Origin of the sequence: Paenibacillus sp. FSL W7-1088 (genome assembly GCF_037969855.1) — a bacterium.
Lineage (GTDB): Bacteria > Bacillota > Bacilli > Paenibacillales > Paenibacillaceae > Paenibacillus.
In genome coordinates this window covers 6,677,454-6,700,194 of sequence record NZ_CP150216.1, presented here as the reverse complement: position 1 = coordinate 6,700,194, position 22,741 = coordinate 6,677,454, and the positions used below count along the sequence as shown (strand labels likewise).

General features: G+C 50.1%; 13 protein-coding genes. 11 read left to right on the top strand and 2 right to left on the bottom strand.

Translation table 11 applies throughout. The annotated features are described in order from the left end of the window. Positions 1-427 precede the first annotated feature (427 nt). Together MKY42_RS30215 and MKY42_RS30210 are read left to right on the top strand one after the other, a co-directional pair. The gene (locus MKY42_RS30215) at positions 428-1,879 is read left to right on the top strand and encodes a SulP family inorganic anion transporter (protein ID WP_339846982.1); all 1,452 of its coding nucleotides are present in this window, start codon (positions 428-430) and stop codon (positions 1,877-1,879) included. A 652-nt stretch (positions 1,880-2,531) separates the two neighbouring features. Next, complete coding sequence (locus MKY42_RS30210; RefSeq protein ID WP_339846979.1) at positions 2,532-4,115, top strand: DEAD/DEAH box helicase; 1,584 nt, start codon at positions 2,532-2,534, stop codon at positions 4,113-4,115. 233 nt (positions 4,116-4,348) lie between these two features. Here MKY42_RS30210 and MKY42_RS30205 read toward each other — a convergent pair whose 3' ends face one another. After that, positions 4,349-5,281, bottom strand: coding sequence for a hypothetical protein (locus MKY42_RS30205; RefSeq protein WP_339846977.1), 933 nt, complete (start codon positions 5,279-5,281; stop codon positions 4,349-4,351). A 536-nt stretch (positions 5,282-5,817) separates the two neighbouring features. Between MKY42_RS30205 and MKY42_RS30200 the strand changes: the two genes are divergently transcribed. The 8 genes from MKY42_RS30200 (at position 5,818) to MKY42_RS30165 (ending at position 21,776) form a co-directional block, all read left to right on the top strand. Beyond that, positions 5,818-7,611, top strand: a complete 1,794-nt coding sequence (locus tag MKY42_RS30200) for a VWA domain-containing protein (protein ID WP_339846975.1) — start codon at positions 5,818-5,820, stop codon at positions 7,609-7,611. Between the two features lie 223 nt (positions 7,612-7,834). After that, positions 7,835-11,224 carry a tubulin-like doman-containing protein gene (locus MKY42_RS30195; RefSeq protein ID WP_339846972.1) on the top strand — a complete coding sequence of 1,130 codons (3,390 nt, stop codon included), beginning with the start codon at positions 7,835-7,837 and terminating at the stop codon, positions 11,222-11,224. A gap of 14 nt (positions 11,225-11,238) precedes the next feature. Further along, the gene (locus MKY42_RS30190; RefSeq protein WP_256222254.1) at positions 11,239-13,752 is read left to right on the top strand and encodes a transcription initiation factor TFIID; all 2,514 of its coding nucleotides are present in this window, start codon (positions 11,239-11,241) and stop codon (positions 13,750-13,752) included. Between the two features lie 230 nt (positions 13,753-13,982). After that, complete coding sequence (locus MKY42_RS30185) at positions 13,983-15,266, top strand: vWA domain-containing protein (protein WP_090903428.1); 1,284 nt, start codon at positions 13,983-13,985, stop codon at positions 15,264-15,266. A 20-nt stretch (positions 15,267-15,286) separates the two neighbouring features. Further along, complete coding sequence (locus tag MKY42_RS30180) at positions 15,287-15,934, top strand: beta-mannanase (RefSeq protein ID WP_090903429.1); 648 nt, start codon at positions 15,287-15,289, stop codon at positions 15,932-15,934. A gap of 90 nt (positions 15,935-16,024) precedes the next feature. Beyond that, positions 16,025-17,284 (top strand): hypothetical protein, encoded by a 1,260-nt coding sequence (locus MKY42_RS30175; protein WP_024632789.1) that lies wholly within the window; start codon positions 16,025-16,027, stop codon positions 17,282-17,284. Then, complete coding sequence (locus MKY42_RS30170) at positions 17,281-20,457, top strand: hypothetical protein (RefSeq protein ID WP_339846967.1); 3,177 nt, start codon at positions 17,281-17,283, stop codon at positions 20,455-20,457. The genes MKY42_RS30175 and MKY42_RS30170 overlap by 4 nt, the downstream gene beginning before the upstream one ends. Positions 20,458-20,888: 431 nt before the next feature. Continuing rightward, positions 20,889-21,776 carry an ABC transporter ATP-binding protein gene (locus MKY42_RS30165; protein WP_090903431.1) on the top strand — a complete coding sequence of 296 codons (888 nt, stop codon included), beginning with the start codon at positions 20,889-20,891 and terminating at the stop codon, positions 21,774-21,776. Between the two features lie 104 nt (positions 21,777-21,880). Here MKY42_RS30165 and MKY42_RS30160 read toward each other — a convergent pair whose 3' ends face one another. Beyond that, on the bottom strand, positions 21,881-22,117 hold the full coding sequence (locus MKY42_RS30160; protein ID WP_143067066.1) for a hypothetical protein: 237 nt from the start codon (positions 22,115-22,117) through the stop codon (positions 21,881-21,883). On the opposite strand from MKY42_RS30160, the gene MKY42_RS30155 reads away from it, so the two are divergent. Next, the gene (locus tag MKY42_RS30155; protein ID WP_090903432.1) at positions 22,116-22,598 is read left to right on the top strand and encodes a glutathione peroxidase; all 483 of its coding nucleotides are present in this window, start codon (positions 22,116-22,118) and stop codon (positions 22,596-22,598) included. The genes MKY42_RS30160 and MKY42_RS30155 overlap by 2 nt on opposite strands. Positions 22,599-22,741: the final 143 nt, after the last annotated feature.

The following is a 22,741-nucleotide window of genomic DNA, read 5'->3' as shown; positions in this document are numbered from 1 at the left end:
GCAAGATTAAGATAATACGAGATATGCTCCTGTTTTTTCAGTTCAATTGTATTAGTACATATCGCTTCCTATGACTATAATAATAGGTCAGTACATTAACGGACCCGGTTTTTCTGAGAGGGGAAAACCTAGAGAAATTGTGATTGGCTCACAACGTCTCGAAAGCAAGACACCTGAATGCTGTAGTGGAAATAAGAGGTGCACACTGGAACGGATGAGACATGTTCAGACATGATATCGGATAACATATTCGGATCATGTTCAATGCAACATGTAATTCAACTTATATAGACGGATTTTTGCGGGAGGGTATGCCGCTGTTTTATGTTGTCTGTTGTAAGTTGGTCAGTGACGAACCGTTCTCTTGCCGTTCAGGCGATAAGACAAATTTGATTTTAAATACGTAGGAGGACCGGCAAAGGAAGATATGAATACTTTAAAACAACAATGGTTTGGTAACATTCGCGGAGATGTGCTGGCAGGTATTACGGTAGCCTTGGCGCTGATTCCGGAAGCCATTGCCTTCTCGATCATTGCGGGTGTCGATCCGATGGTCGGATTATACGCTTCGATTACGATTGCCATCGTGATTTCAATTGCGGGCGGAAGACCGGGCATGATCTCGGCAGCAACGGGCGCAATGGCGGTACTGATGGTGGGACTCGTCAAAGATTATGGCGTGGAATACCTGTTTGCTGCTACGATTTTGACAGGCATCATTCAGTTTATTTTGGGGATTTTCAAGGTTGGGCGGTTTATTACGTTTGTGCCGCATTCGGTGTTGACCGGATTTGTGAACGCACTGGCGATTCTCATCTTTATGGCTCAGCTTACCCATTTCACGGGCGCTAACTGGATCATGTATGCGATGGTAGCAGGTACGCTGGCGATCATTTATATTTTGCCACGTTTTTTCAAAAGCGTTCCGGCTCCACTGATTGCTATTGTGATCATGACGCTCATTACGGCGCTGTTACATCTGGATGTCAAAACGGTAGGTGATATGGGGAATCTCACGAGTACCCTGCCTATGTTTCATCTGCCGAATATCGACTGGTCCCTCAATACGCTGATGATTCTGCTGCCGTATTCGTTCACGATGGCTCTGGTAGGTCTGCTGGAATCATTGCTGACTGCAACGATTGTGGATGAAATGACCGAGACCAAGAGCAGCAAAAACCGTGAAGTACGTGGTCAGGGGATTGCCAACTTTGTTAATGGCCTTTTCGGCGGCATGGGTGGTTGCGCGATGATTGGACAGTCGGTTATTAACGTGAAATCTGGCGGTCGAGGTCGATTATCCACATTTACGGCTGGCGCTTTTCTGGCCATATTGTTGTTATTGCTCAGTGGTGTGGTGAAAGAGGTGCCGATGGGTGCACTCGTAGGTGTCATGTTTATGGTGTGCATCGGTACGTTTGACTGGGGTTCTATCAAGAACATTGCGCGTGTGCCACGAGCGGAAGCCATTGTTATGGTAGTCACAGTTGCTATTGTGGTGTATACCCACGATCTGTCTATCGGTGTAATGGTCGGCGTTGTGCTTAGTGTGCTTCATTTTGGTTGGAAACAGACCAAGATTCGTGTTCAGGCAAAGGAGGAGCAGGGGCAGAAGGTGTACCGTGTCCACGGACCGTTCTTCTTTGGTTCATCTTCCCGCTTCGTTGATGAGTTCAATGCGGAGACTGATCCGCAGGAAATCATGATTGATTTTGGCGGATCACATATTTGGGATAACACGGCGGTCGTCGCCATTGGTAAAGTGAAGTTCAAATATGCGAAGCTGGGAAAAACAGTGCATCTGCGTGGACTGAACGAGGAAAGCTCTCGTTTGCTTGAGAAGAGCGGATTTGCCACGGTGCAAGGGCACAGTTCGTAACTTGGTTGCAACGAAGTAGACCACATAAATAGTTATTCAACATAAATAGTTATTTTTTTATCAGCGGCGCATTGTTTTCCGGATTTAATTCGGGAGAGGGCGCCGCTGTTTTGATTAGATTAAATTCTAACGAACCTGGCATGTCTTATATGGGGTTATTTCATGTTTTCCCTATTCTAAAGAATCTCAGACATTTTATTTTGCTGATATCACCAATACTGCAGCCGTTCTGGGTGTATTTTTGAATAATAAAGTAGCTGGTGTTCGTTAGAAATTCCAAGCGGCTCTAATTGTCAGAATAGGGTGTCCTGGGTTCGTTAAAATTAGTGATAAGTGGTAGTCACCGTTCTCAGGCGAGCTTCTATACTTACTCTACTCTCAAAGCTATCCACAAACTCACTTGGTCGATACAAGTCACGCGGATCTTGGAATTTTGTGCTACAAGTTGAGGGTGTAATTCTTGATCCCCTTTTGTTTTGCTTGACTAACGTGTAAACTACAGGGTATGGAGAAGAAGAGCAACGGACCGATTGCTTTTTAAAAAATTCATTTCATAATCATGATTGATATACGGAAAACTAGTCTTGATTGAAGCCAAGTGAAAGCAATTATGAAATGGACTTATCTAAATGAATATACAGAGGTGTAACGATTGGCAAACTTTGAACAACTGGGCATTCGCCCGGAATGGTGCGAGATCCTGAAACATCAGGGCATCGCCGTGCCGACTCCGGTACAGGAGCGTTCGATTCCGGTATTGCTGGGTGGGCGTGATATTATTGCTGAGGCACAGACGGGTACAGGGAAAACGCTGGCTTTTTTGCTGCCGATTATTCAGAAAATTAACGTATCCGACCGCTCGCCGCAAGCACTGATTATTGCCCCTACGCGGGAGCTGGCGCTGCAAATTACGGAAGAAGCGAAGAAGCTGACTGCAAACGACGATAAGCTGCATGTTCTTGCGGTATACGGCGGACAAGATGTGGACAAGCAGCTCCGCAAACTGCAAAACGGTACACAGATCGTGATTGGTACGCCGGGACGTCTCCTGGACCATCTGCGTCGTGGCACGTTGAAGCTGGATAATGTGAAGAAACTCGTGTTGGATGAAGCTGACCAAATGCTGCACATGGGCTTCCTGGATGATGTGGAAACTATCCTTCGTGAACTGCCACACAAACGTCAGACGATGCTGTTCTCGGCAACGATGCCAAAAGGCATTCGCAACCTGGCGAAGAACTACATGAAAGACCCGGAAGATGTAAAAGTATCCTCCAAATCTGTGATTCCGATCAATCAGATTCGCCAGCAGGTGCTGGAGTGTACGGATCGTGGCAAACTTGAGGCACTTCGCGGCATGATTGATACGTATCGCCCGTACCTGGCGATTGTTTTCTGCCGGACCAAGCGCCGTGCATCCAAGCTGAATGAAGATCTGCGTGAAGCAGGTTATGCGAGCGATGAACTTCATGGGGACCTGTCCCAATCCAAGCGTGAGAATGTAATGAAAGCATTCCGCGACGCGAAATTGCAAATCCTCGTTGCTACGGATGTTGCTGCACGCGGACTGGATGTTGAAGGCGTAACGCATGTATTCAACTACGATATGCCGCATGATGCGGAAAGCTATATCCACCGGATCGGCCGTACGGGTCGTGCAGGCGGCACGGGCCTTGCCGTGACATTTGCAACACAGCACGACAGACCGGAGCTTGCTCGTATTGAGGAAGGCACCAATCAGAAGCTGTCCCGTATCCAGTGGACAAGTGAAGGTCCGGTAGCATCAACTGGAGCAAATAGACGTTCCATCAACAGTCAGGGTGATGAAGAACGTTCTGGCGGACGCTCCGCTGGGACAGGCAGTGCCCGTCGTGGTGCAGGTCGTACCGGCCGCAGCGAAGGCGGACGTGGCGGTCGTGGTGGTTCCCGTGGCGGCGAAGGTGGACGCAGCGGTGGTCGTAGTGGCGGCCGCAGTGGCGACGAGCGCAGCGCAGGCCGTGGTTCCGCGCGCAGCAGCGACAGCAGTCGCGGTGCAGCGGGTCAAGGCGGGCGTGGTGCAGCGGGTCAAGGCGGGCGTGGTGCAGGTCGCAGCGGCGATGAGCGCAGCAGCGGCTGGGGCGGCCGTAGCGCCGATAAGCGCAGCTCCGGGCGCGGCAGTGAAGGTTCACGCCGGACGGACTCCGTAGGACGCGGGCCGGCCAAGAGCGACCGCCGCGATTCTCGTCGCGGACGGTAAACGATCAAACCCATAACAAGTAGTTTGGAAGAACGCCATACATTTTCCAAATATCAAAACACCTCATCCTAGACCTAAGGATGGGGTGTTTTTTCGTTGAAGCTTATATGATAAAAACTATACAATGTCACGTGTAATTCCAGTACGCATGCAGGGGTAAACGAATTGTGGTTCGTCTATATACAGGGATTGAGTTTGCACTAATTTACATTTCGGTTCCATATACAACAGCTCTACACACGAACATCTGCGTATGAATCCCGATATTTCTCGTTATACACCCGAGTAACCGATTCCGCCAGACCTCCACGTGCCTTACCCGGATACAGCTCCAGAGTTCGATAGAGCCGCATAAACCGATCTTTGGGCATAAAGCGGGCGTAGCGGGTAATAAGACTGGGGAACAACTCAATATATTTACTTTTGCGTACAGCAGCGGCGGCTACTGCCGTCAGAATCTGAATCCCGTTGTGCAGCTGCAAAATATTCACTTCGTACGTGGCGACATATCGAATCGCATCTTCACGGACCAATTCGGGCTTCAGCCGTGCGATTTCACCGATATATTCAGCGAGCAGCCGCTCGAAGCTGTGCAGCAGCAGAGGTTTGAGCTGCAGGTCCATATCACTGCGCAGCACAAAGGATTGCAGCAGCGCAACCTGCTGCAGACGAATCCGGTCGTTATAGACAAGTGAGCCGATCTCCCGGAGCATTTCGTAGGCTAGCGCTTCATCCTGCTTGCGTGCTTCAGCGACAAGGGCCCAATTTCGGTTAATGCCCTGGCGAATTGCTTCTTCATCCTGACGCAGCATGCGTTTGAGTTCACGCTGCTGTTCGACCTGGAACGATCGCTTTTGCATGAAGATCAATCCAATCAGGAGCAGCAGTGAGATGCTGGCCGCCGCCATCGTTTGGTCTATGGTTTCACCAAAATAGGTGGCCGCTGCACCAAGGATTACCGTGATAAACAGGTCGCGTGCAATCCGACGTTTCACGCGGGAAGAGGCGCGTTCTTCCACTGTGGCAAGGGTGCCGCGCCCACAGGCAGTACAATGATCCTCCCACAGGCAGGTATACTGGCCGCATCGTTTGCAGACACGCAACTTTTGAAACGCATGCGTTGTTCTTATAAAAGGTCTGATGGATACAACTTGTTTATTGCTCATGGTCAATCACGCTCGCCATTCAGAATAGTGTAGAGGGTTCGATCGGCATCTTCCCGAGAAACGGGTTTGCGCCGATGAAGCAGGAACGCAATCACCTTTATAATGACAAAAAGAAACAATATGGCGAGGCATCCGTATGTAACCATAATCCGTTCCTTTCTATGGCTTGATCATTTTGCTTATGTTGTAAGATGAACTATTGTTTGCACACCCGAGCCATTTCGATGGCAGAACAACCTTTCTGACCTCTCCGTTAGCGTGTGATTCTTATATTCATCTTATAAACGATAATGTTTACTGATCAAGCGTCGTTATATTGCAGTTTGCTGGCAATAACTATATCATATTTCCATAGTTGGAACTTTCATGCCAGCTACTGACATGAATTCGTCGATTTTTGTCAGTCATTACAAAACTGTAACTGAAGATAGGGGTGCTTTTCAGAATTTATTAGTAGACTGTTAAGATTTCCTTAAGGCTTGACGCCTATAATAAACTATTCCCATTTTAATCTCAAACGTGAAGGAGTACACCCAATGCTGCGGACAAGCAAAATACGCTGGCTCAGCGGAACTCTGGTTCTGCTGGCATTTCTAACGCTGCTGCTACCTCAGGCGTTGCTGCCACATGCTGCAGCGGCTCAGGCACAGACAAGCGGAATCGATGCGGTACTTGTAGCCGATGTCAGTAATTCAATGAATACAAGTGACCGTGACAAGATCAGCAATGAAGCCATGAAAATGTTTATTGATATGCTGCCGGTCCAGGGGGACAAGGTAGGGATTGTTGCTTACACCGATCAGGTGGAGCGGGAAAAGGCATTGCTGGAGATTCAGTCCGATGCGGACAAGAGCAGCCTGAAAGATTTTATAGATCAGCTCGGCCGAGGGCCATATACCGATATCTCTGTCGGGGTGGCTGAAGCGGTGAATGTGCTGAACCATGGAGCAGACGCATCTCACTCGCCAATGATCGTGCTGCTGGCTGACGGCAACAACGATTTTAACAAAACTAAAGGTCGCACCCAGTCTCAGTCCGATGCGGATTTGGCAAAGGCCGTCAAGGAAGCACAAGATCAGGGGATTCCCGTCTATACGATTGGACTGAACGCAGACGGCAAACTGAACAAGGACGCACTTGCAGATCTGGCTCAGCAGACCGGAGGCAAGTCCTTTATCACAGATACACCGGATGATCTGCCACAGATTCTGAGTGAGATTTTCGCCGATCATGCCAAACTGAATGTCGTGAAGCTGCCCTCCATTACAGGAAACGGCAGTTATCAGGAAGTTACCGTGAACGTACCGAACGACAGTGTACTTGAAGCCAACATCTCGATTATGTCTTCAAAGCAAGTCCAGATTGAATTAACCGATCCTTCCGGCAAGGCCGTAGCCTTGAACTCTGACACTGCCAAGCTCTCGACTTCAAAGAGTTATTCCTTGGTGAAGCTGCTCAAGCCCCAGGAAGGCGACTGGAAACTTCGGGTAAAAGGGGCTCCGAAAGACAGCATCGATATCAACCTGTTGTTCAACTATGATCTCCAGCTCGTCGTGGACCCAATTAAGACCAAGTCCTATACGAAGGGTGACAAAGTCGATCTGACTGCCAAGCTGGAGAATGGGGGACAACCGCTGCAGGATAATGACCTGTATGCTGATATGAAGGCGACATTGGTCGTAAACGATCAGGATACAGGCAAAAGCACAGAACAGCCGCTTGAAAACACGGGTACCGGGTTCGCCGGAACGTTTGAAGTGCCGGACAACCATAACTACGAGCTTGTTATCCGTGCAGAAGAAGACAGCTTCTACCGGGAAAGTGCTCCAATTACGATCAATGCGGGCGGAGCAGCTGGTAGCGGAACTCAGCCAACGACTCCTGCGGGCGAGCAGGACAAGCCATTTCCATGGATACCTGTTATTTTGGGCGTGATCGCATTGATCGTGGTAGCTGTGGGTGTCTGGTTCCTGTTAGGCTGGTTGAAACGCAAAAACCGTGGATTTGTCGGACAGATGGTTGTCGAAATTCGTGATGAGAATACCGGGGACAAGTCGTACCCGCAATATAAAAAGCTGACATCCTTCCGGGGCAGATTCCATCTGCACCAGCTGTTACAGCTGGACCCTGAGTTGAAGGAAACCGAGAAATATGTATTTACACCTGGCAATGGGGATCGAATTATAATCCGTAACACTGCAGGTGGAACGCTGGAGAAATCCGGCCGTGCCGTTGATGCAAGCTCAGGCGTTGAACTGAAGAACGGTGACCGACTGAGCATCCCGCTGCAACAGGCGGACAAAACGATTTTGATCGAGTACTTGGTCTGAAAATGATTGCCAATAGAAGTTGGAATAACCGTTTACACAAGAACGTAGAGGGCAGAAAAAAGCTGAAGAAGCGAAGCGCTCGCCTTTATCACCAGATTTTCACCTTTGAAAAAGAGAATCAAAAAATCTGGGGATAACAGCGATCGGAAGGTTGTTCTGTCATCGGAGTGGCAAGTGTAATCATGTGTAGTTCCGACTGCGTTAACTAAAGGGAGGACAACGAATGAAACCGATTGTTAGAGAACATATTCAGCAACTGGATGTATCGCTTGGCGGAGGGATTGTCAGTGAGAAAATCAGAGTCGATACAATTGATAACCCGATTCTGATTATCGGTCTTGGAGGAACAGGTATTGATGCACTGTTGCGTCTTAAATACCAGATTAACCGACGTTTCAAGCTGCCGCAGGACCCGGTATCTAAGAAAAAAATGGACAAACCGTCCAACGTGGAGTTTCTTGCTTTTGAAACGAATGAACAGGATCGCGCCAAAAAGTATAAAGGCATCGGACTTGATCCAATTAATGAATTCGTATTGCTGTCCAATGCCGAGATTGGGGGACTGCTTCAGAACCGCAGCGTATTGGAGCCGTACATTACGGACTGGCTGTCTCCGGAGCTGAGCATCACCGATGGCATGAACGGAGCCGCAGGGGTGCGTCAGGCTGGACGTCTGCTGCTGTTTACGAAGATTAACCAGGTCGTACAGGCGATCGACAAAAAGATCAAAACATTATCTGTAGGCACCAACAAAAAACTGATGGTGTTCCTGCTGACAGGTCTTTCCGGCGGTACAGGCAGTGGTTGTTTCCTCGATATCTCCTATATCGTGCGCGGGATTATCGAACGTGATCACGGCTCTGCCGGGATTGACCGCGTGAATACGCTTGGTTATCTGTTCACCCCAGACGTGAATCTGTCCAACAAAAGCTTGAGTGAACACACTCGTGAATATATCCGCAAGAATGGATACGCTGCGCTCAAGGAATTGGATTACTGGATGAACGTGGATAGCCGGGGAGAGCGTTTCTCTCAGAAATACGGCAATATTCTGACCGTAAATTCACCGCTGCCGCCTTTCAACCTGTGTCATCTGATTTCCGCAACCAACACGGAAGGCAAACTGCTGGAGAACGCCTATGATTACTGCATGAACGTCACCGCCGAGAACATCACTAACTTTATGGCGAGTGAGGAAAAGCAATCCGGCGAGGAGTTTGCCATCCACGATTATATTAGCAACATTCGCACGAACATTGCACAGATGAACAAAGCCTATCCGGCCAACTATGATTACAACATTATCGGTGCATCCTCAGCGGTACTGCCGATTGAAGAAATGACGACTTATCTGGCTTACCGCATGTTCGACAAAATGAACACCATGTTCTCCAAAGCGCCAAACCAGGAGGATACCGAGAAATTTGCCCGCAAGCTCGGCATTGATCTCGAAAGTGTGGTCAAGTCCTTTGAAGCCCGTGTGCCGGAGCCGCTCCCAGGTTATCAGAACAGTGAGCGTCTGTCCTATGGCAATGTGGTGAAATCACAGGTTGTGAACATGGATACCGAATTGGAGCAGAACTTCCTGGCTCGTGCCCGTGAGGAATATATCAAGGCGAAGAAACAGCTGCCGGGTGAGATTGCGGGTCAGTTCACCGAACAGATCCGCCGTATGTTTTTGCATCCTGAACAGGGTCCGTTCTATGTCTCCCGTCTGATCTACACGGAAAAAGGCTTCTGTGTACTGAAGATGATTCAGTCGTACATTGAAACCCTGCGTGAGAATGCCTTCCGCATTCCGCGTGACATTGAGGCCGCTCAGGAGCAGTCCGAAGAGAAGCTGGGCGATGCGAAGAGTGCGTTTGTCTCCAAAGAGAAGAAGAAGAATGCTTATATTGAAGCAAAAATTCATGAGTACTGGCTGCATGCCGATGTGGAACGCAACGATCAGATGATCGAGTTCTACGAGGACCTGTACGAATTGCTGAACCAGGAGAACAGCCGCATTTATAACGTATTTACCGAAACGCTGAACGCACTCAGCTCGATCTTCTCCAAAAACGGGGATATCCTTACACGCGGCGAAGAACAGTCCGATCATAAAGGCAACAAAACGTATTACTGGAACGTTGTAAGTGTGCCGGATATCGTCAGTGTGGTGGATGGACTGCTGGACAAGCGCGATACGGATGACCTGATCCGCGACTTCTCGCGTGAATTGCTGGAGAACTCCAGCCAGTGGGTGAAAGAGAATGAGATCGATATCGTCAGCTCCATCTCTGATTTCCTGACCGAGAAGTTCGGCGATCTGATTACCCGCTCGATGGAGGACTTCCTGGTTATCAAATATGGACAGGATGAGTCGGTCGAGAAATTCGTGGAACGCTTCATTGCAGGCAAACTGGATGATGAGGCCGTTCCGGTGTTCAATCTGAGCAACAGCACAGGCAGTCTGCATTTCCCATCCTGGGGATTCGTATCGGTGCCGGCACAGGCGCCGGGCATTCTGAGAGGGATTCGCAATTATCAGAATAATGCGGTGGGCAAATCTCATTTTACCGTTAAGGAAAGTGAAGTGCGCAACCGGATCTTCTGGCTGAACACTCGCAACGGGGTACCATTGTTTGTGTACACACCGCTCAAAGTATATGAGGAAAGTTATGAACGTACCATTTTGGACAAAGAAGGTATCGGACGCCATCTGGTGCAAACCGAAAAGAATAACTGGACCTATCTGCCGTCGCCAATTCCAGAAAAGTCATGGGGAGATGTGTACGAGAACGCCCGGGTGAAGCAGTACAACGCCCGTGTACGTACCGAATTCGAGCAGGCGCTTGGATACAACATTGTGACAGCCAAATCCATTGATGAGAATACAAGCAACCGCTATGCAATTGTGACAACAGAACCGTTTGACCTGTCTGCGAAGCTGGGTGCCTACGACATGCGCCTGACGTCCACCACGCCGAACCTGGGTGAAGTGAAGCGGGCAGTCATGGAATTGAAACGCCTGCAATCCGAAGGATTGCCACGGGTGTCGGTGAAGGACATTTTCGGAAGTATTAATGAAGATATGGCCAAAGAAAACCTGGTGCGTTCCCCGCAGCTGATCGCGCGGGTACGTGAAGAACTGGCGAAGATGAACGCCATCTCGGCCAAAGTCACCGAGCTGGAAGGCATTCTCGCCCAGCATCAGGACGAGGAGCAGTGGTATGACCGCTTCATCGAAGCACTCTACACGGATACCATCGTGAAGAAGGGTGCGCTGTACGTCTATGACCGTGATCCGGAAGAAGATGCATGGGAGCCGTTTGCGAACCTGATGAAGAGCCGTAACTTTGCTGAATATGAAGTGTTTGGCAACTTCCGTGGATTGGCAGAGAAGGATCGCAGCACATTGCTGCGCAAAGCGTCCCGCCGTGATAACGACCTCACCGCTTCCGAAGATATCACGCCACTGCTTACGAAATTGGATGATCTGGCTGCATTGTTCATGGAGTCCCGTGATCGTCTGGAATACGAGCGAGTGGAACTGGCGAACGGGGAAGACATCTACCAGTTCTACAGAACGATGTCATCGAAACTGAATGACATTCGCAGAAGGCTGAAGTAAGGGTGGCGGCCGGGATGGAGTTCAGCTCGAACAATGCTCTGAAACGCAATCTGGAGAAGTATGCAGCACAGTATGCAGCAGAGCAGGAGCGTCAAGGCAGCCTGGGTGATGGTCGCAGCAGCATCCATTACCCCGCGTTGTTCCTGTTTGTGGGTGACCAGGTCGCTCCGGCAGTGTCTGCTGTCCAGGAAATCAACCGGCTGAAGTGGGATAACGGAGAAGGTGTAGTCTATGTACAGATTGGGACGGAAAATCAGGAAGATGCCCGTCATCGTGAGCATGACCCCGTGCAACCGAAGAAATACAGCGCTGGTGCTCATTCAGGATATGCACGTGTTAACGGCTTGAGTGATGCAAGGAATGGCAGCACTTCCGATGAGGGTCAGGTGACACGTCACGTGCTTCCCTTGTCCACCATACAGACAGATCGACCTTCCAAAACGCTTCGCAAGGACGTACATCGCAGTTTCCACGATTCAGATCAGGCACTCTTTGGTCTGAATCGTACCTTGCGGCGGGTGAGTAATCGTATTGCCGAATACGGACGCCTATATTCATCGTTCGATCGAATCTACGTGACTGTCGTGACCAGGGCAGATGATCCGTTGAATGTATTGTTGCCGGAGCTTACCAAGCTGACCGAAACAATATTGGCTCAATCCTTCAAGTCGGTACAGACCGATTTGCATGTGCTGGTCAGCGAGATGGAGCAGGTCGATTCCTTCGGTTATGCAAGCGCGGCGGGACTCGCTTTTCTGCGGGAATTGGATTACATGCAGGGGCTGGACTATACGTTCAGTGGCAATCTGTTGGTTACGGAGGACGGCATCTCCATTCCGGTTGTACATCCCGCTTCTCCGTTATTTGATCTCGTATATATTTTGTCAGACAAGAATGAGCGGGGAACTGGCGTACCCGGCGGGTGGATCGAAAATGCCGAGATCATCTGCCGAATCTGTCTGCTCAAGAACCGGAAGCAGGATGGGGATAGCTCTGGTTCCGTATTGAGCACAGGGGCCAACACGTATAACAATACGTCGTTCAAAAATAACATCCGTACGACCTCGGATCAGCATGGTTATGCCAGTGCAGGTTTTGCCGAGATTAGACGGCCGAACAAACCCATTGCACTCGCGGTGTTGTACCATCTGTATCGTTATTTGCTTGAACGGATGCGGCAGGAACCCGAGTGGAGCATCAAGGACAAGCTTGCCTTTTTCGGACTGGATGGAGCTTCGGTAGAGCGCAAAGTGGAAGGGATTCTTCCTGATGAGGATCTGGTGAGCGGTATGAGCGGCATTATGACGCATAACGTCAGCTTCACCGATCTGAAGCCGCTCTCGCTGCGTGAAGCGGAGAGAGCACTGTTCGGGCATGGGGCAGAGGCGTACTACCGTGATAACGTGGTCCGTCTTGCCGAGGAACGAGTACGCCAGCGCAGCACAGAAGGCTCCCTTCGTCGTAAGGCCGAGCAATCGCGCACGGAGCATCCTGAGGTTGGCTATTTTCAATGGGCCGCCTGGAGTGACAATGGGTTCGGCAGTGTGCGTGAGGCATTGCTTGGATTGATTCGTGATAAATCGGTGCAGCTTGAATCCGCACGGGCCTTACTGGAGCAGCGTCAGCAGGAGCGGGTAGAGGATCAGTCGTTCAAACGTGCCTTCTTCCGTGACAAACAGAACGTGCGCAATTTAATCGATTGTTTGCTGGAACGCGTGTATGTGCCCAAAGTTGAATTGTTGCGTCTTGAGAATGAATTGCAGCTGCTTCGTGTCTACGACACAGAGATGGAACAACTGCATACGTTCAGCCGCAGTGTAACGGAGACACTGGCAACGTTGGAACGTGTTTTGCGTGAGACAGCGGTAGAGAGCATAGCGGCTGCAGATGAATATATCGGTCAGAACGTAATGGAGTACTACGGCAAAGTGACGGAAGCGTTGATCGCAGATTTGGAGGCGAAGCGTGGACGGGATGTCTGGTTCGAGGACCGCTATATGGGGGATATGAACCAGCTTGCCACAGAAGGAAACGAGCGGCTCCTGCAACGTCTGATGGAAGTATGTCATGTGATGCTGCTTACAGCAGAACCGCTCCGGGTACCTTTTGAGGAAGAATTGCTGTTACGAGCGAATGTTACCATTACCTATGGAGACAAAAATGTACTGACCCGTGATGATCTGTTCCGCCGATTGTATCGCACACTAGAGGAGCAGGCGGTCGTTCGGGTAAGAGTATTCGACTATACGCAGGAACATCGTTATGAAGAAAAATATTTCTTTGGTGATCACCATAGTGCCTTCATGGACTACGCGGCGCATGCCGAAGAAACGTCACGGATCTATAAGCTGGGTGTGGTATACGAAGAACGAAGCAGTGGTGTGGAGAAGCTGAATCTGATGGGGGGCTTCCATCTGGAAGACCTGATGGTGTATCGCAATGGTCGGTTGTATTACGATTCGTATACGGAGAATGGTTATGAACTCCATCCGTCCGGTCTGGCCGAGAAGCTGTCACCCATGCGTTAAAACATAAGGCTGTATCTCATATGGACGGAAGGGAGGGAGGTACAGATGGACGACGGAACCAGGGGCCTAAAGCCGGGCACAGTGCATCTCATTGGCTCGCTGTGTCCGGGAGTGGCTTGACGTCGTCGATCTGTTTTCCGTTCATGAACATGAAGATTCTTGTTTTTCTTCATCCGGTTTCGTATTAATTCAGCTGTTCAACGGCTGGTTTGGAAAGGATGCATGCAAACATGCAGCGAAAAATCAATCTTCTCCTGGTCCTGTTCAGCCTAATTGGCGGAGCTGTGGGCTTTGCGGCTGGAGAAATCATGCTGCGTCAGTGGCTCGGGGAAATGCCCCGTCTATTGCTGATGGGATTATACTTTGGCGTGTTGGCGCTTAGTGTTGGATTATTCTGTTTACTCGCAGAGATGATCTCGCCAAAGCTGAACGGAGCTTCCTGGAAGCTTCGATATCTAGGACTATCTTGGAAACTGCTTGTTCCAGCAACGCTGGCGCTGTTGTTTGTCGTTGGACTTGCCCTGCAATTGCTGTATCAGATTAACCCAGGCGGTGTGAAACAAGTCAAAGACATCGTACTGATGATTGATAACTCAGGCAGTATGAGTGAGACAGACCCGGATAACGGTCGCTTTGAAGCGGCCAAAACACTGATCAGCCAAATGGAAAGCGACAAACAGGTGGCGGTGATTACCTTTGATGATCACCCCGAGCTGCTTCAGCCGTTCACCCCGTTGGACAGCGAAGCTGCCAAAAATGAGGTGTACAGCAAAATAGACGGCATCGTGACGACCTCGGGCGGAACTAATTTCGATGCAGCACTGCGGGAAGCGATGGAACAGATTAAGGGCAAACAGGACCCGAAACGTGGAACGGTAGCGATCCTGTTATCCGATGGATTCAGTGATGCAGACACATCCGGCATTTTGTCTGAGTATGCGAATGAACAGATTGCCGTCAATACGGTGGGACTGAGTCTGGTGGACCCTTCCGGAACCGACTTGCTGCGTCATATCGCCCAGCAGACGGGCGGTATGTACTATGATGTACCAGATTCCGGTGGACTTAATCTGGCATTCCAGCAAATTTACGATACGATTGATGAACGAACGCTGGTGACCGAACGTACAGGCATGATGGAGCATAGTACGTATCTGGCTATCTTTAGAGTGGCTGCCTTACTGTTGATTGGTGTCGCACTAGGCGTGTCGCTTGGACTGGTATTCGATAACCGTCATCTTGCACTCAGTTTCGGAATTGGGGGTGCCGTGTCTGGTCTATTGGCTGGACTTCTGCTCGAATGGGGTCTGGACGGATCAACAGTTGGTGATACATTTGTGAGATTTGGAGCGATGCTCATCTTATCTGGTGTGTTAACCCTGTTCAGCTGGATCATTCCGATCAAGGAGAATACACCGCGGAAGACGCGTGGGCGCCGCGATGCTGGTGGAGGAACCAATTCGGTGGAAGGATTCGGTCAGCGGGCAAGAGATTCGCGCAGCAAAGGATTTTGACGTCTGGAGGTAGGCGATAGATGCGTTTTATGGATGCAGACCCTTCAGCGCCCCTGATTCGCAGACTGACACTTGCAGTGGACGAGAGCCAGTGTACACTTCGCTGGCTCTGGCCAGAGAGCGTGGAAGCTGTATATGTTGAACGGCTGGAGCTCGATATGATGGGTGATGATCGTACCGGGGAACAGGCTGCACAGGGCAAGCTGAAGTTATACACAAAAGAAGAATATAAGGCGAGCAATGGATATATGGATCGAATCACGGGTTTTGGTGCCATCCGTTATACAGTGTATGTGTGTCAGATGGAGGAGGACGGGCCAGTTCTGGTGCGTCAGCGTGATGGGGACAACACGGTCGTTGCCAGTGCAGGCAAGGCGGATATTCGCTTTTCGATCCGGTACAAGAGCGGTTTTTTTCAGAAACGAAAAAGTGTACTGATGACCGTCACAACGGAAGCACCTGTTCCGAAGGAAGCGCTCTGTTATGTCCGCAAGCAAGGCGGGGTTCCGTTGAATAAGGAAGATGGCACGGTGTACCCTTTTGTGAGTGATTTTGCTCCCGGGAGAAATGAGATGCCGCCCGTCGAGGTCGCCAAGGACGATTACGTAAGGTTGTTCTTCACGGATGGACCGAAATATGGAGCCGCCTATCGGCTTATATCAGACTAGATAGTTAGGCGAGTTCTTACACAGAAACTCTGTCATCGTAGTGCAAGTGTAAATCAACGTTGTCTAACGGATCAGGGGAGGGGAGTGGCTATGAGCTTTTTTAGTCGGTTTTTGAAGAGACAGCAGCCGGAAGAGCGGCCGTTGTTTTACGATATCGTATGTCCGTATTGTTTCAGCAAGTTTTCACCGGAGGAGGTTGTGTTCCGGGCTGCGCATCATCGCGACGACGATGAGGACTACGCACTTGGGGAAGATGCGAAGCTCAATCGATATCGCGAACGGTTTGGACTGGATACGGTGTTTGATATGGAGGCCGTGCTGGCTCCGCATGATGTACCGGAGGAACATCGCATCTATTCGGATAACATTGTAATGGGCCTGAACGACCGTTACGGTGTCGTTACGCGGCGTCGGCTATGTCCACAGTGCCACAACGAGCTGCCTGTCACAGCAGGCAAAGCACCAAGCAATATCATTTCCATTATCGGGGCATCCCAGGTGGGTAAATCCGTCTACATGACTTCATTAATTCATACATTGCAGCATTACACAGCCGATCATTTTGATGCGGCCTGCATGCCGCTGAACGCGGAGATTAGCCGCCGGTTCCGTGCCGATTATGAAGAACCGCTGTTCGAGCGGGGCGATTTGCTGGATTCAACGCAGAAGGAGAAGCTGCAGGAGCCGTTTATTTTCCAATTTGTATTCAAGGATGAAGATAAAGCTCCGCTGACACTGGTGTTCTTTGACGTCGCTGGTGAAGGTATGGTGGAGCAGGACTATCTGGGACTTCACGGGCAGCATATCAAGAACTCGGCAGGCATTCTGTTTATGGTGGACCCGCTTCAGATTCGTTCCATCCGGGACAAAATCCGCATCAACCTTGGCAACGAGCCAGGCGAGTGGACGCCAAGATACGATGAGCCGCGTGACGTGGTGTTAACGATGTTCGGTGACTTTATCGCGTACCAGGACAAAGCCAAGACGAATATTCCAACAGCCGTTGTACTCACCAAAAGCGACATGCTGCATTCCCTCAAGGACGAAGAGGGTGATTATATCAAATCCAACAGCAATGTGTTCCGCAACATGGTGCACCGCGACTGGTTTGATCTTACCGAATTCGAGAATATCGACGGGGAGATCCGGCGTTTTATCGAGAAGGTGGACCGTCCGTTTAAAGGCACGATGGATGTGTACTTTAAGGATACAGCTTACTTTGCGGTGTCTGCGCTGGGAAGCAATCCGGTGGATATGAAGCTGCAAGGTGTGGTCAGCCCAATCCGTGTCGATGAGCCATTCCTCTGGCTGCTGTACAAGCTGAAGTACATTGAGGGGAGAGTGGGATGATGCGTTCTTCCGTAACCCCGCCAATTGAACAACAGCTGTATACTCGAGAGCGGCGCGGGGTGTTCCGCACAACGGAGGGGTTCGATACGGTTGCCGCATCGCCGGGACTGGACCCTTCTTTTATCAAAAAAGTGCTTCATCCCTACTGCGTCTATGACGCTCCAGCGGAGCTGACGGGCCGGAGTGAGAAGGATGAGACGAAGTTTCCCCCGTCCATTCATCTGCTGCAACTGGAGAGTGGAGAGACGATCCTTGGGCAAAATGTGTACCAGTCTGCTGACTTTACTGGGCTGCGCAGTGCCTTTTTCGCTCATAACTATGTCTTGTCTCCTGAACGCTCGGAAGAGCAGATGAAGCAAGGCGGCTGGCTGGATGCTGTGTTCGCCACGTCATATGACATCGAACAAGGTACAGTGCTGCCATCGCTTAATGAATTACCACGAGCAGCTGGTGTTGGACAAAGCTCTCCAAGCCAGATTCTTAGCGCTCTGAAAATGGACGAGGTCGTATTCAAGCGTCTGCTCTACGCTGTCATGCAAGCTGTAGCGACACGTCGGAAGGTATATATTGCACTTGATGTGCCTGCTGAAGAAGTTACAACCGGAGCCAAGGGACTGCTGCGTTTGTTATATACGGCGCTGCCTTACGCGTTTCGGCGGCAGCTCGGCTTTATGACGTTTGCGAAGGAGCCGCAGGCGAAGAAAGGCATCCACCTCCAGTTTGTGGAGCGGGGTACGCTGCGTCCGAAAGATCGGAACACGGAGAAGGATTTCACCTTTGATCTGGTATCGGGCAGAGTTACCCATGCAGATGCATCTGTGGCGAAGCTTCCTTATGCCGAATTCGCCTGGTCACTGCTGCACGAACCTGCGGCCGGCGATTCATTTTATACTTTTGCGGATGAGATGCTGTCCGGAATGGAGCCTGGGCGGGAGCTCTCCATTGAAGCGTACGGGGAACTTTCTATGTTCTATCGTCTGGAGCAGGGTATGGAAGAGTTGTACCTGAATAACAAAAGCGAGATCCTGAGTGGCTTGCTCACCTACTTGAAACCGGAAGGTGGAGCGCAGCAACGTTCACGTTTGAATGAGTTGTTCCTGACGCTGCTCAGTCGTGAGCTGGACAGCGTCAAACGGGAGAATGTACCTGAAGAATCGGTTGCAGCACGCATCGGGGAGTATTTCCGGGTCGCTGCGCCACTCGTACAGTCCCGAATCGTGGATTATTTCATCTATGGCGTCAATAACGCCCGTTCGCAGAAACGTATGCGTGCTGTACAGGAACTGTATGGCTTGCTGGATCGGGACAGCCTGTTAAGCCGTGCTTTCTTCGACAAAGTGCTGGCGAACGACTCACTGACCAAGCTGCTGTTCGAGCCCTATCTGGATAATCAGTTGAAACGCACGGAATCAGCTGCCGACGTCGTGGAAGTGATCCAGAGATGGATTACATCTCACCCGTCTGCCATTCACAATAACTTCTTGCTGGAACGGACAGCAACCGAACTGCGTGAACGTTTGTGTTCGGCGCCCAACCCCGTTCAGTCTGCCAATGAGGCACTTAAGCGGGTTAGTATATTGGATCGTGTACCAGCTGCAGGCTCCTTAGATACAGGTATTACCGCCCGAATTGGGCAGTCTGGAGCTGCAGTACGCGCTAATCGGAAAGGTGGACCTGGGTCCGCTGTCCAACCACCGGCGTATCAGGAGGATTTAACCCGGCTCGCAGATAAGCTGGCTTACGTCATTAACTTATTTATGATCCAGGATCTCGATCTGGAGCGGGTTAACCGTGAGCAGCTGTTAAGCATTGATATTTTGCTGCACGGAAACGAGGTTCGGGACTGGGCTGCTCGCCAGGGCTCAGATGTATCTGCGCGTACAAACATGATGTTGGCAGCGAGAGCATGGCTTAGCGGTGAGGGGCGTGACGAAGAGGAACTGGAATCCCTCTCTTTGGCCGAACGTAATGAGCTCCAGCGCTGGACGCGTCGCTGGCTTGCCGGAGAGCTTCGCGATCGCCCAGATACGGCTTCATTTGAAGCACTGCCGCTGGCTTTCTATCGCGGTGGCAGTGGCAGCAACAGACTCGATTATCCAGGCCTGATTGAATTTATCTACAGTAGTTCAGGACGTACAGAAGTTTTGTATCAATTTATGGAGTGGTCAGGGAATCAACGCATGTTTATTCGCGGCTCCAACGCACATAAGGGATACGCGGATGCAATCGTGGCCTATTTCAAGGCCCATGATCGCGAAGCCTTTAAGTCAAAGGCAGCTTTCAAGCCCTATTATGCCAGAGCAAGCAAGACGATGAAGCCGGCCTACGACCGCGCCAAAACAGAGTTGTCTTCGCCGCTGGTGCGCATACTGACAGGTAAAAGGAAGAATCTTTTTCTAGGATTGGTCATTATCATCCTGATTCTTGGTATTGCAGGAGGCACGTATGCCTTGATAGGGGATAAGGCGGAGACACCTGCGGCATCACCTCCACCGACACAGGAGCCCGTTGTTCCTGCTGAACCTGAGGTGGAGCTCGCTGAACAGATCGCCTACCTCGTTCCGGCATCCGAAGGGGACGACGGTACACAAACACCTGCCCAGTTGGTGATCCGGTACAGAAATGAAACGGACAGCAATGCTTTGCAAACGGGCACTCTCCAATGGAACTTGAAAGATGGTACGACACAGGAGCTCCATGCTGAGGGTGAATGGGAGAGTTTCAACCGAAATGAGGAGCCGGATGGGGGAGCTACTGCTGGGAACAGCTCAGAAGGCACGCCTGAAGGCAGCTCTGCAGGTTCTTCTACCGATACTGCGGATGATACTCAGCCGAGCGGAGAAACCGAGCAAGGAGCAGATTCAGCCTCAACGGAGGGCAACACTTCAGATCCAGCAGCAGGGAGCACATCGACGGATGCAGGTACTGGCACAGCCTCTGACACTGCGGATGAAGGCACAGGACAGGGAGATGTAGATGGCACGCCTTCTGATTCGTCTCAGTCTACAGGAGCAGATTCATCTTCAGTGGAAAACCTGACTGTTGCCGAAGCAGATCGTCTGTATCCTTATGGGCACCAAGTCGAACTTCCGGCCGATTTTGATCTAAAGGACATCGTAAGTGTTCAGAGTGGAACGACTGTGATTAACCTAGTCCCGGAACCGAAGCTCTAAGCGGTATTACGTGAATATACTATTAATGTGAATACAGCCACCTCGAAGAATTTCGTAGGGGCTGTATTTTTTTGTTCAAGCGATGGATGTGAGTTTTACAAAATGAATCAATATAGGTCTATTTTTCACAATTCGGACACATTATTAAGATACTGGGTAAATTCGGCCAACGCAAAGCGATGAAATGCACGTACACGATGAGAAAAGCTCTCACATAAAGTGCGGACAATCTGATCGATTTCTAGTAAAACACCTCAAAAATAGCTCTTAACCGTCAAGGAATTTAGTATTTACTGTTGACAAATGATAATGATTATCAGTATCTTTAGAGTATAAGATCTTGTTGCGCCGGAAATACGCTGAACTACAATTTCGTTTTCGTTGTCATAGCCGGAATACATAACCGGGATAAATGAGAGAGGGATGATCGCATGTTTCGTCTGGAGACGTCCAAGTTGGATATCGCTTATGAGGAAAGACTGATTGTTGATAATCTGAATATTCAAATTCCCCAAGGAAAAATTACAGCACTTGTTGGAGCCAATGGTTCAGGGAAGTCTACGATCCTGAAAACGATGGCACGGATCATGAATCCAAAAGCAGGTAGTGTATTGCTCGACGGGAAGTCCATCCATAAGCAGTCCACGCGTGAAGTAGCCAAGCAGCTTGCGATTTTGCCACAAAATCCAACAGCGCCCGAAGGACTTACCGTAACCGAACTGGTGTCCTACGGACGTTTCCCTTATCAAAAAGGTTTTGGATCAATGCGTGCTGAAGACAAACGCATGATTGAGTGGGCTATTGAAGTGACAGGCATGACGGAGTTCCATGATCGTCCAATCGATCAACTGTCCGGTGGACAGCGTCAGCGTGCCTGGATCGCCATGGCTCTTGCACAGGAGACAGACATTCTGTTCCTGGACGAGCCGACAACGTTCCTGGATATGGCTCACCAGCTTGAAGTACTGCAATTGCTGGAGCAGCTGAACGCCACAGCAAACCGTACGATCGTAATGGTTGTGCATGACTTGAACCATGCTTCCCGTTATGCGCATCACATGATCGGTATCAAAAAAGGTAAAGCCATCGCTACAGGTTCACCTGTAGAGGTTATGAACTCCGATGTGCTTCGCGAAGTATTTAACATTGAAGCTGATATCGTGATTGATCCACGTTCCGGTGTACCGCTCTGCTTGCCTTACGCCCTTGCGGGTGAACGTCAGCAACCAGCACCTCCAGAACAAGTGGTCATGAACAGTGCAATGGTTCATGCTGGAGCACGGACAGAGCAACGCGTTCGTCACGCGACAGGAATTTAAATGAAACGGGCCGTATGTGGTCCTAAACGATAGAATGAAGCCGCTGTGCGTTATGCACGCGGCTCATTCGCATTCTAGGAGGTCTACAGGATGGGAGCAATCAGCTACACCTGGTTACGGGAATGTGGACGAGTAACAACCGGGATGATTGGCGAAAGGTCTGTCCATGTTGATGGAGGAATTGTGGTTCTGCAAATAAACTTGAGCAGGGTGTAATCAAAGATTTGGTAATTGATCGCCTCAGGTCTATAATATAGAGACAGGCTGTGTGCCGCATGATCATTCGGTACAGTACATACAGCAGCCCAACCTACATCATACTCATGGGAGGAATCAGTCATGTCCGTATATTCGTATCAGGCGGTAACGACCGCAAATCAGGAAGTTCCACTCGATCTGTATCAAGGCAAAGTGTTGGTGATCGCCAATACAGCCAGCAAGTGTGGACTGACTCCACAATACGGTGAATTGCAGAAGCTCTATGATCGCTATCGTGATCAAGGCTTGGTTGTACTGGGTTTCCCTTGTAACCAGTTTGGCGGCCAGGAGCCGGGTACCAGTGAGGAAGCAGAATCCTTCTGCCAAATCAACTATGGCGTTAATTTCCCGGTGTTTGCCAAGGTCGACGTAAATGGTGAAGATGCGCATCCATTATTCAAGTATCTGCGTGAGCAGCAACCTGGTGTTGGCGAAGACAACAGCATCCAATGGAATTTCACCAAGTTCCTCGTAAATCGTGATGGTGAAGTTGTAGGGCGTGTTGAACCAAAAGAATCCCCTGAAGCCATGTCTGCTGAGATTGAAAAGCTGCTTGGCGTATAAAATGAACGAAGAAGCCTGCCTCCAGATTGGAGGACAGGCTTTTTTTGATACAATTTTTAGTACCAAATATCCTCTCCATATACGTGTCTCCTCGGTAGTTACTACGCTTATTTTGAGCATAAACCAGCCATAAGCAGGGAAAA

Excerpts from the sequence above, each read along its gene's own strand:
- MKY42_RS30165 (WP_090903431.1), top strand. The coding sequence starts at position 20,889 with ATGTTTCGTCTGGAGACGTCCAAGTTGGATATCGCTTATGAGGAAAGA.
- MKY42_RS30200 (WP_339846975.1), top strand. The coding sequence starts at position 5,818 with ATGCTGCGGACAAGCAAAATACGCTGGCTCAGCGGAACTCTGGTTCTG.
- MKY42_RS30185 (WP_090903428.1), top strand. The coding sequence starts at position 13,983 with ATGCAGCGAAAAATCAATCTTCTCCTGGTCCTGTTCAGCCTAATTGGC.
- MKY42_RS30170 (WP_339846967.1), top strand. The coding sequence starts at position 17,281 with ATGATGCGTTCTTCCGTAACCCCGCCAATTGAACAACAGCTGTATACT.
- MKY42_RS30160 (WP_143067066.1), bottom strand. The coding sequence starts at position 22,117 with ATGACTGATTCCTCCCATGAGTATGATGTAGGTTGGGCTGCTGTATGT.
- MKY42_RS30180 (WP_090903429.1), top strand. The coding sequence starts at position 15,287 with ATGCGTTTTATGGATGCAGACCCTTCAGCGCCCCTGATTCGCAGACTG.
- MKY42_RS30195 (WP_339846972.1), top strand. The coding sequence starts at position 7,835 with ATGAAACCGATTGTTAGAGAACATATTCAGCAACTGGATGTATCGCTT.
- MKY42_RS30205 (WP_339846977.1), bottom strand. The coding sequence starts at position 5,281 with ATGAGCAATAAACAAGTTGTATCCATCAGACCTTTTATAAGAACAACG.
- MKY42_RS30155 (WP_090903432.1), top strand. The coding sequence starts at position 22,116 with ATGTCCGTATATTCGTATCAGGCGGTAACGACCGCAAATCAGGAAGTT.
- MKY42_RS30175 (WP_024632789.1), top strand. The coding sequence starts at position 16,025 with ATGAGCTTTTTTAGTCGGTTTTTGAAGAGACAGCAGCCGGAAGAGCGG.
- MKY42_RS30190 (WP_256222254.1), top strand. The coding sequence starts at position 11,239 with ATGGAGTTCAGCTCGAACAATGCTCTGAAACGCAATCTGGAGAAGTAT.
- MKY42_RS30215 (WP_339846982.1), top strand. The coding sequence starts at position 428 with ATGAATACTTTAAAACAACAATGGTTTGGTAACATTCGCGGAGATGTG.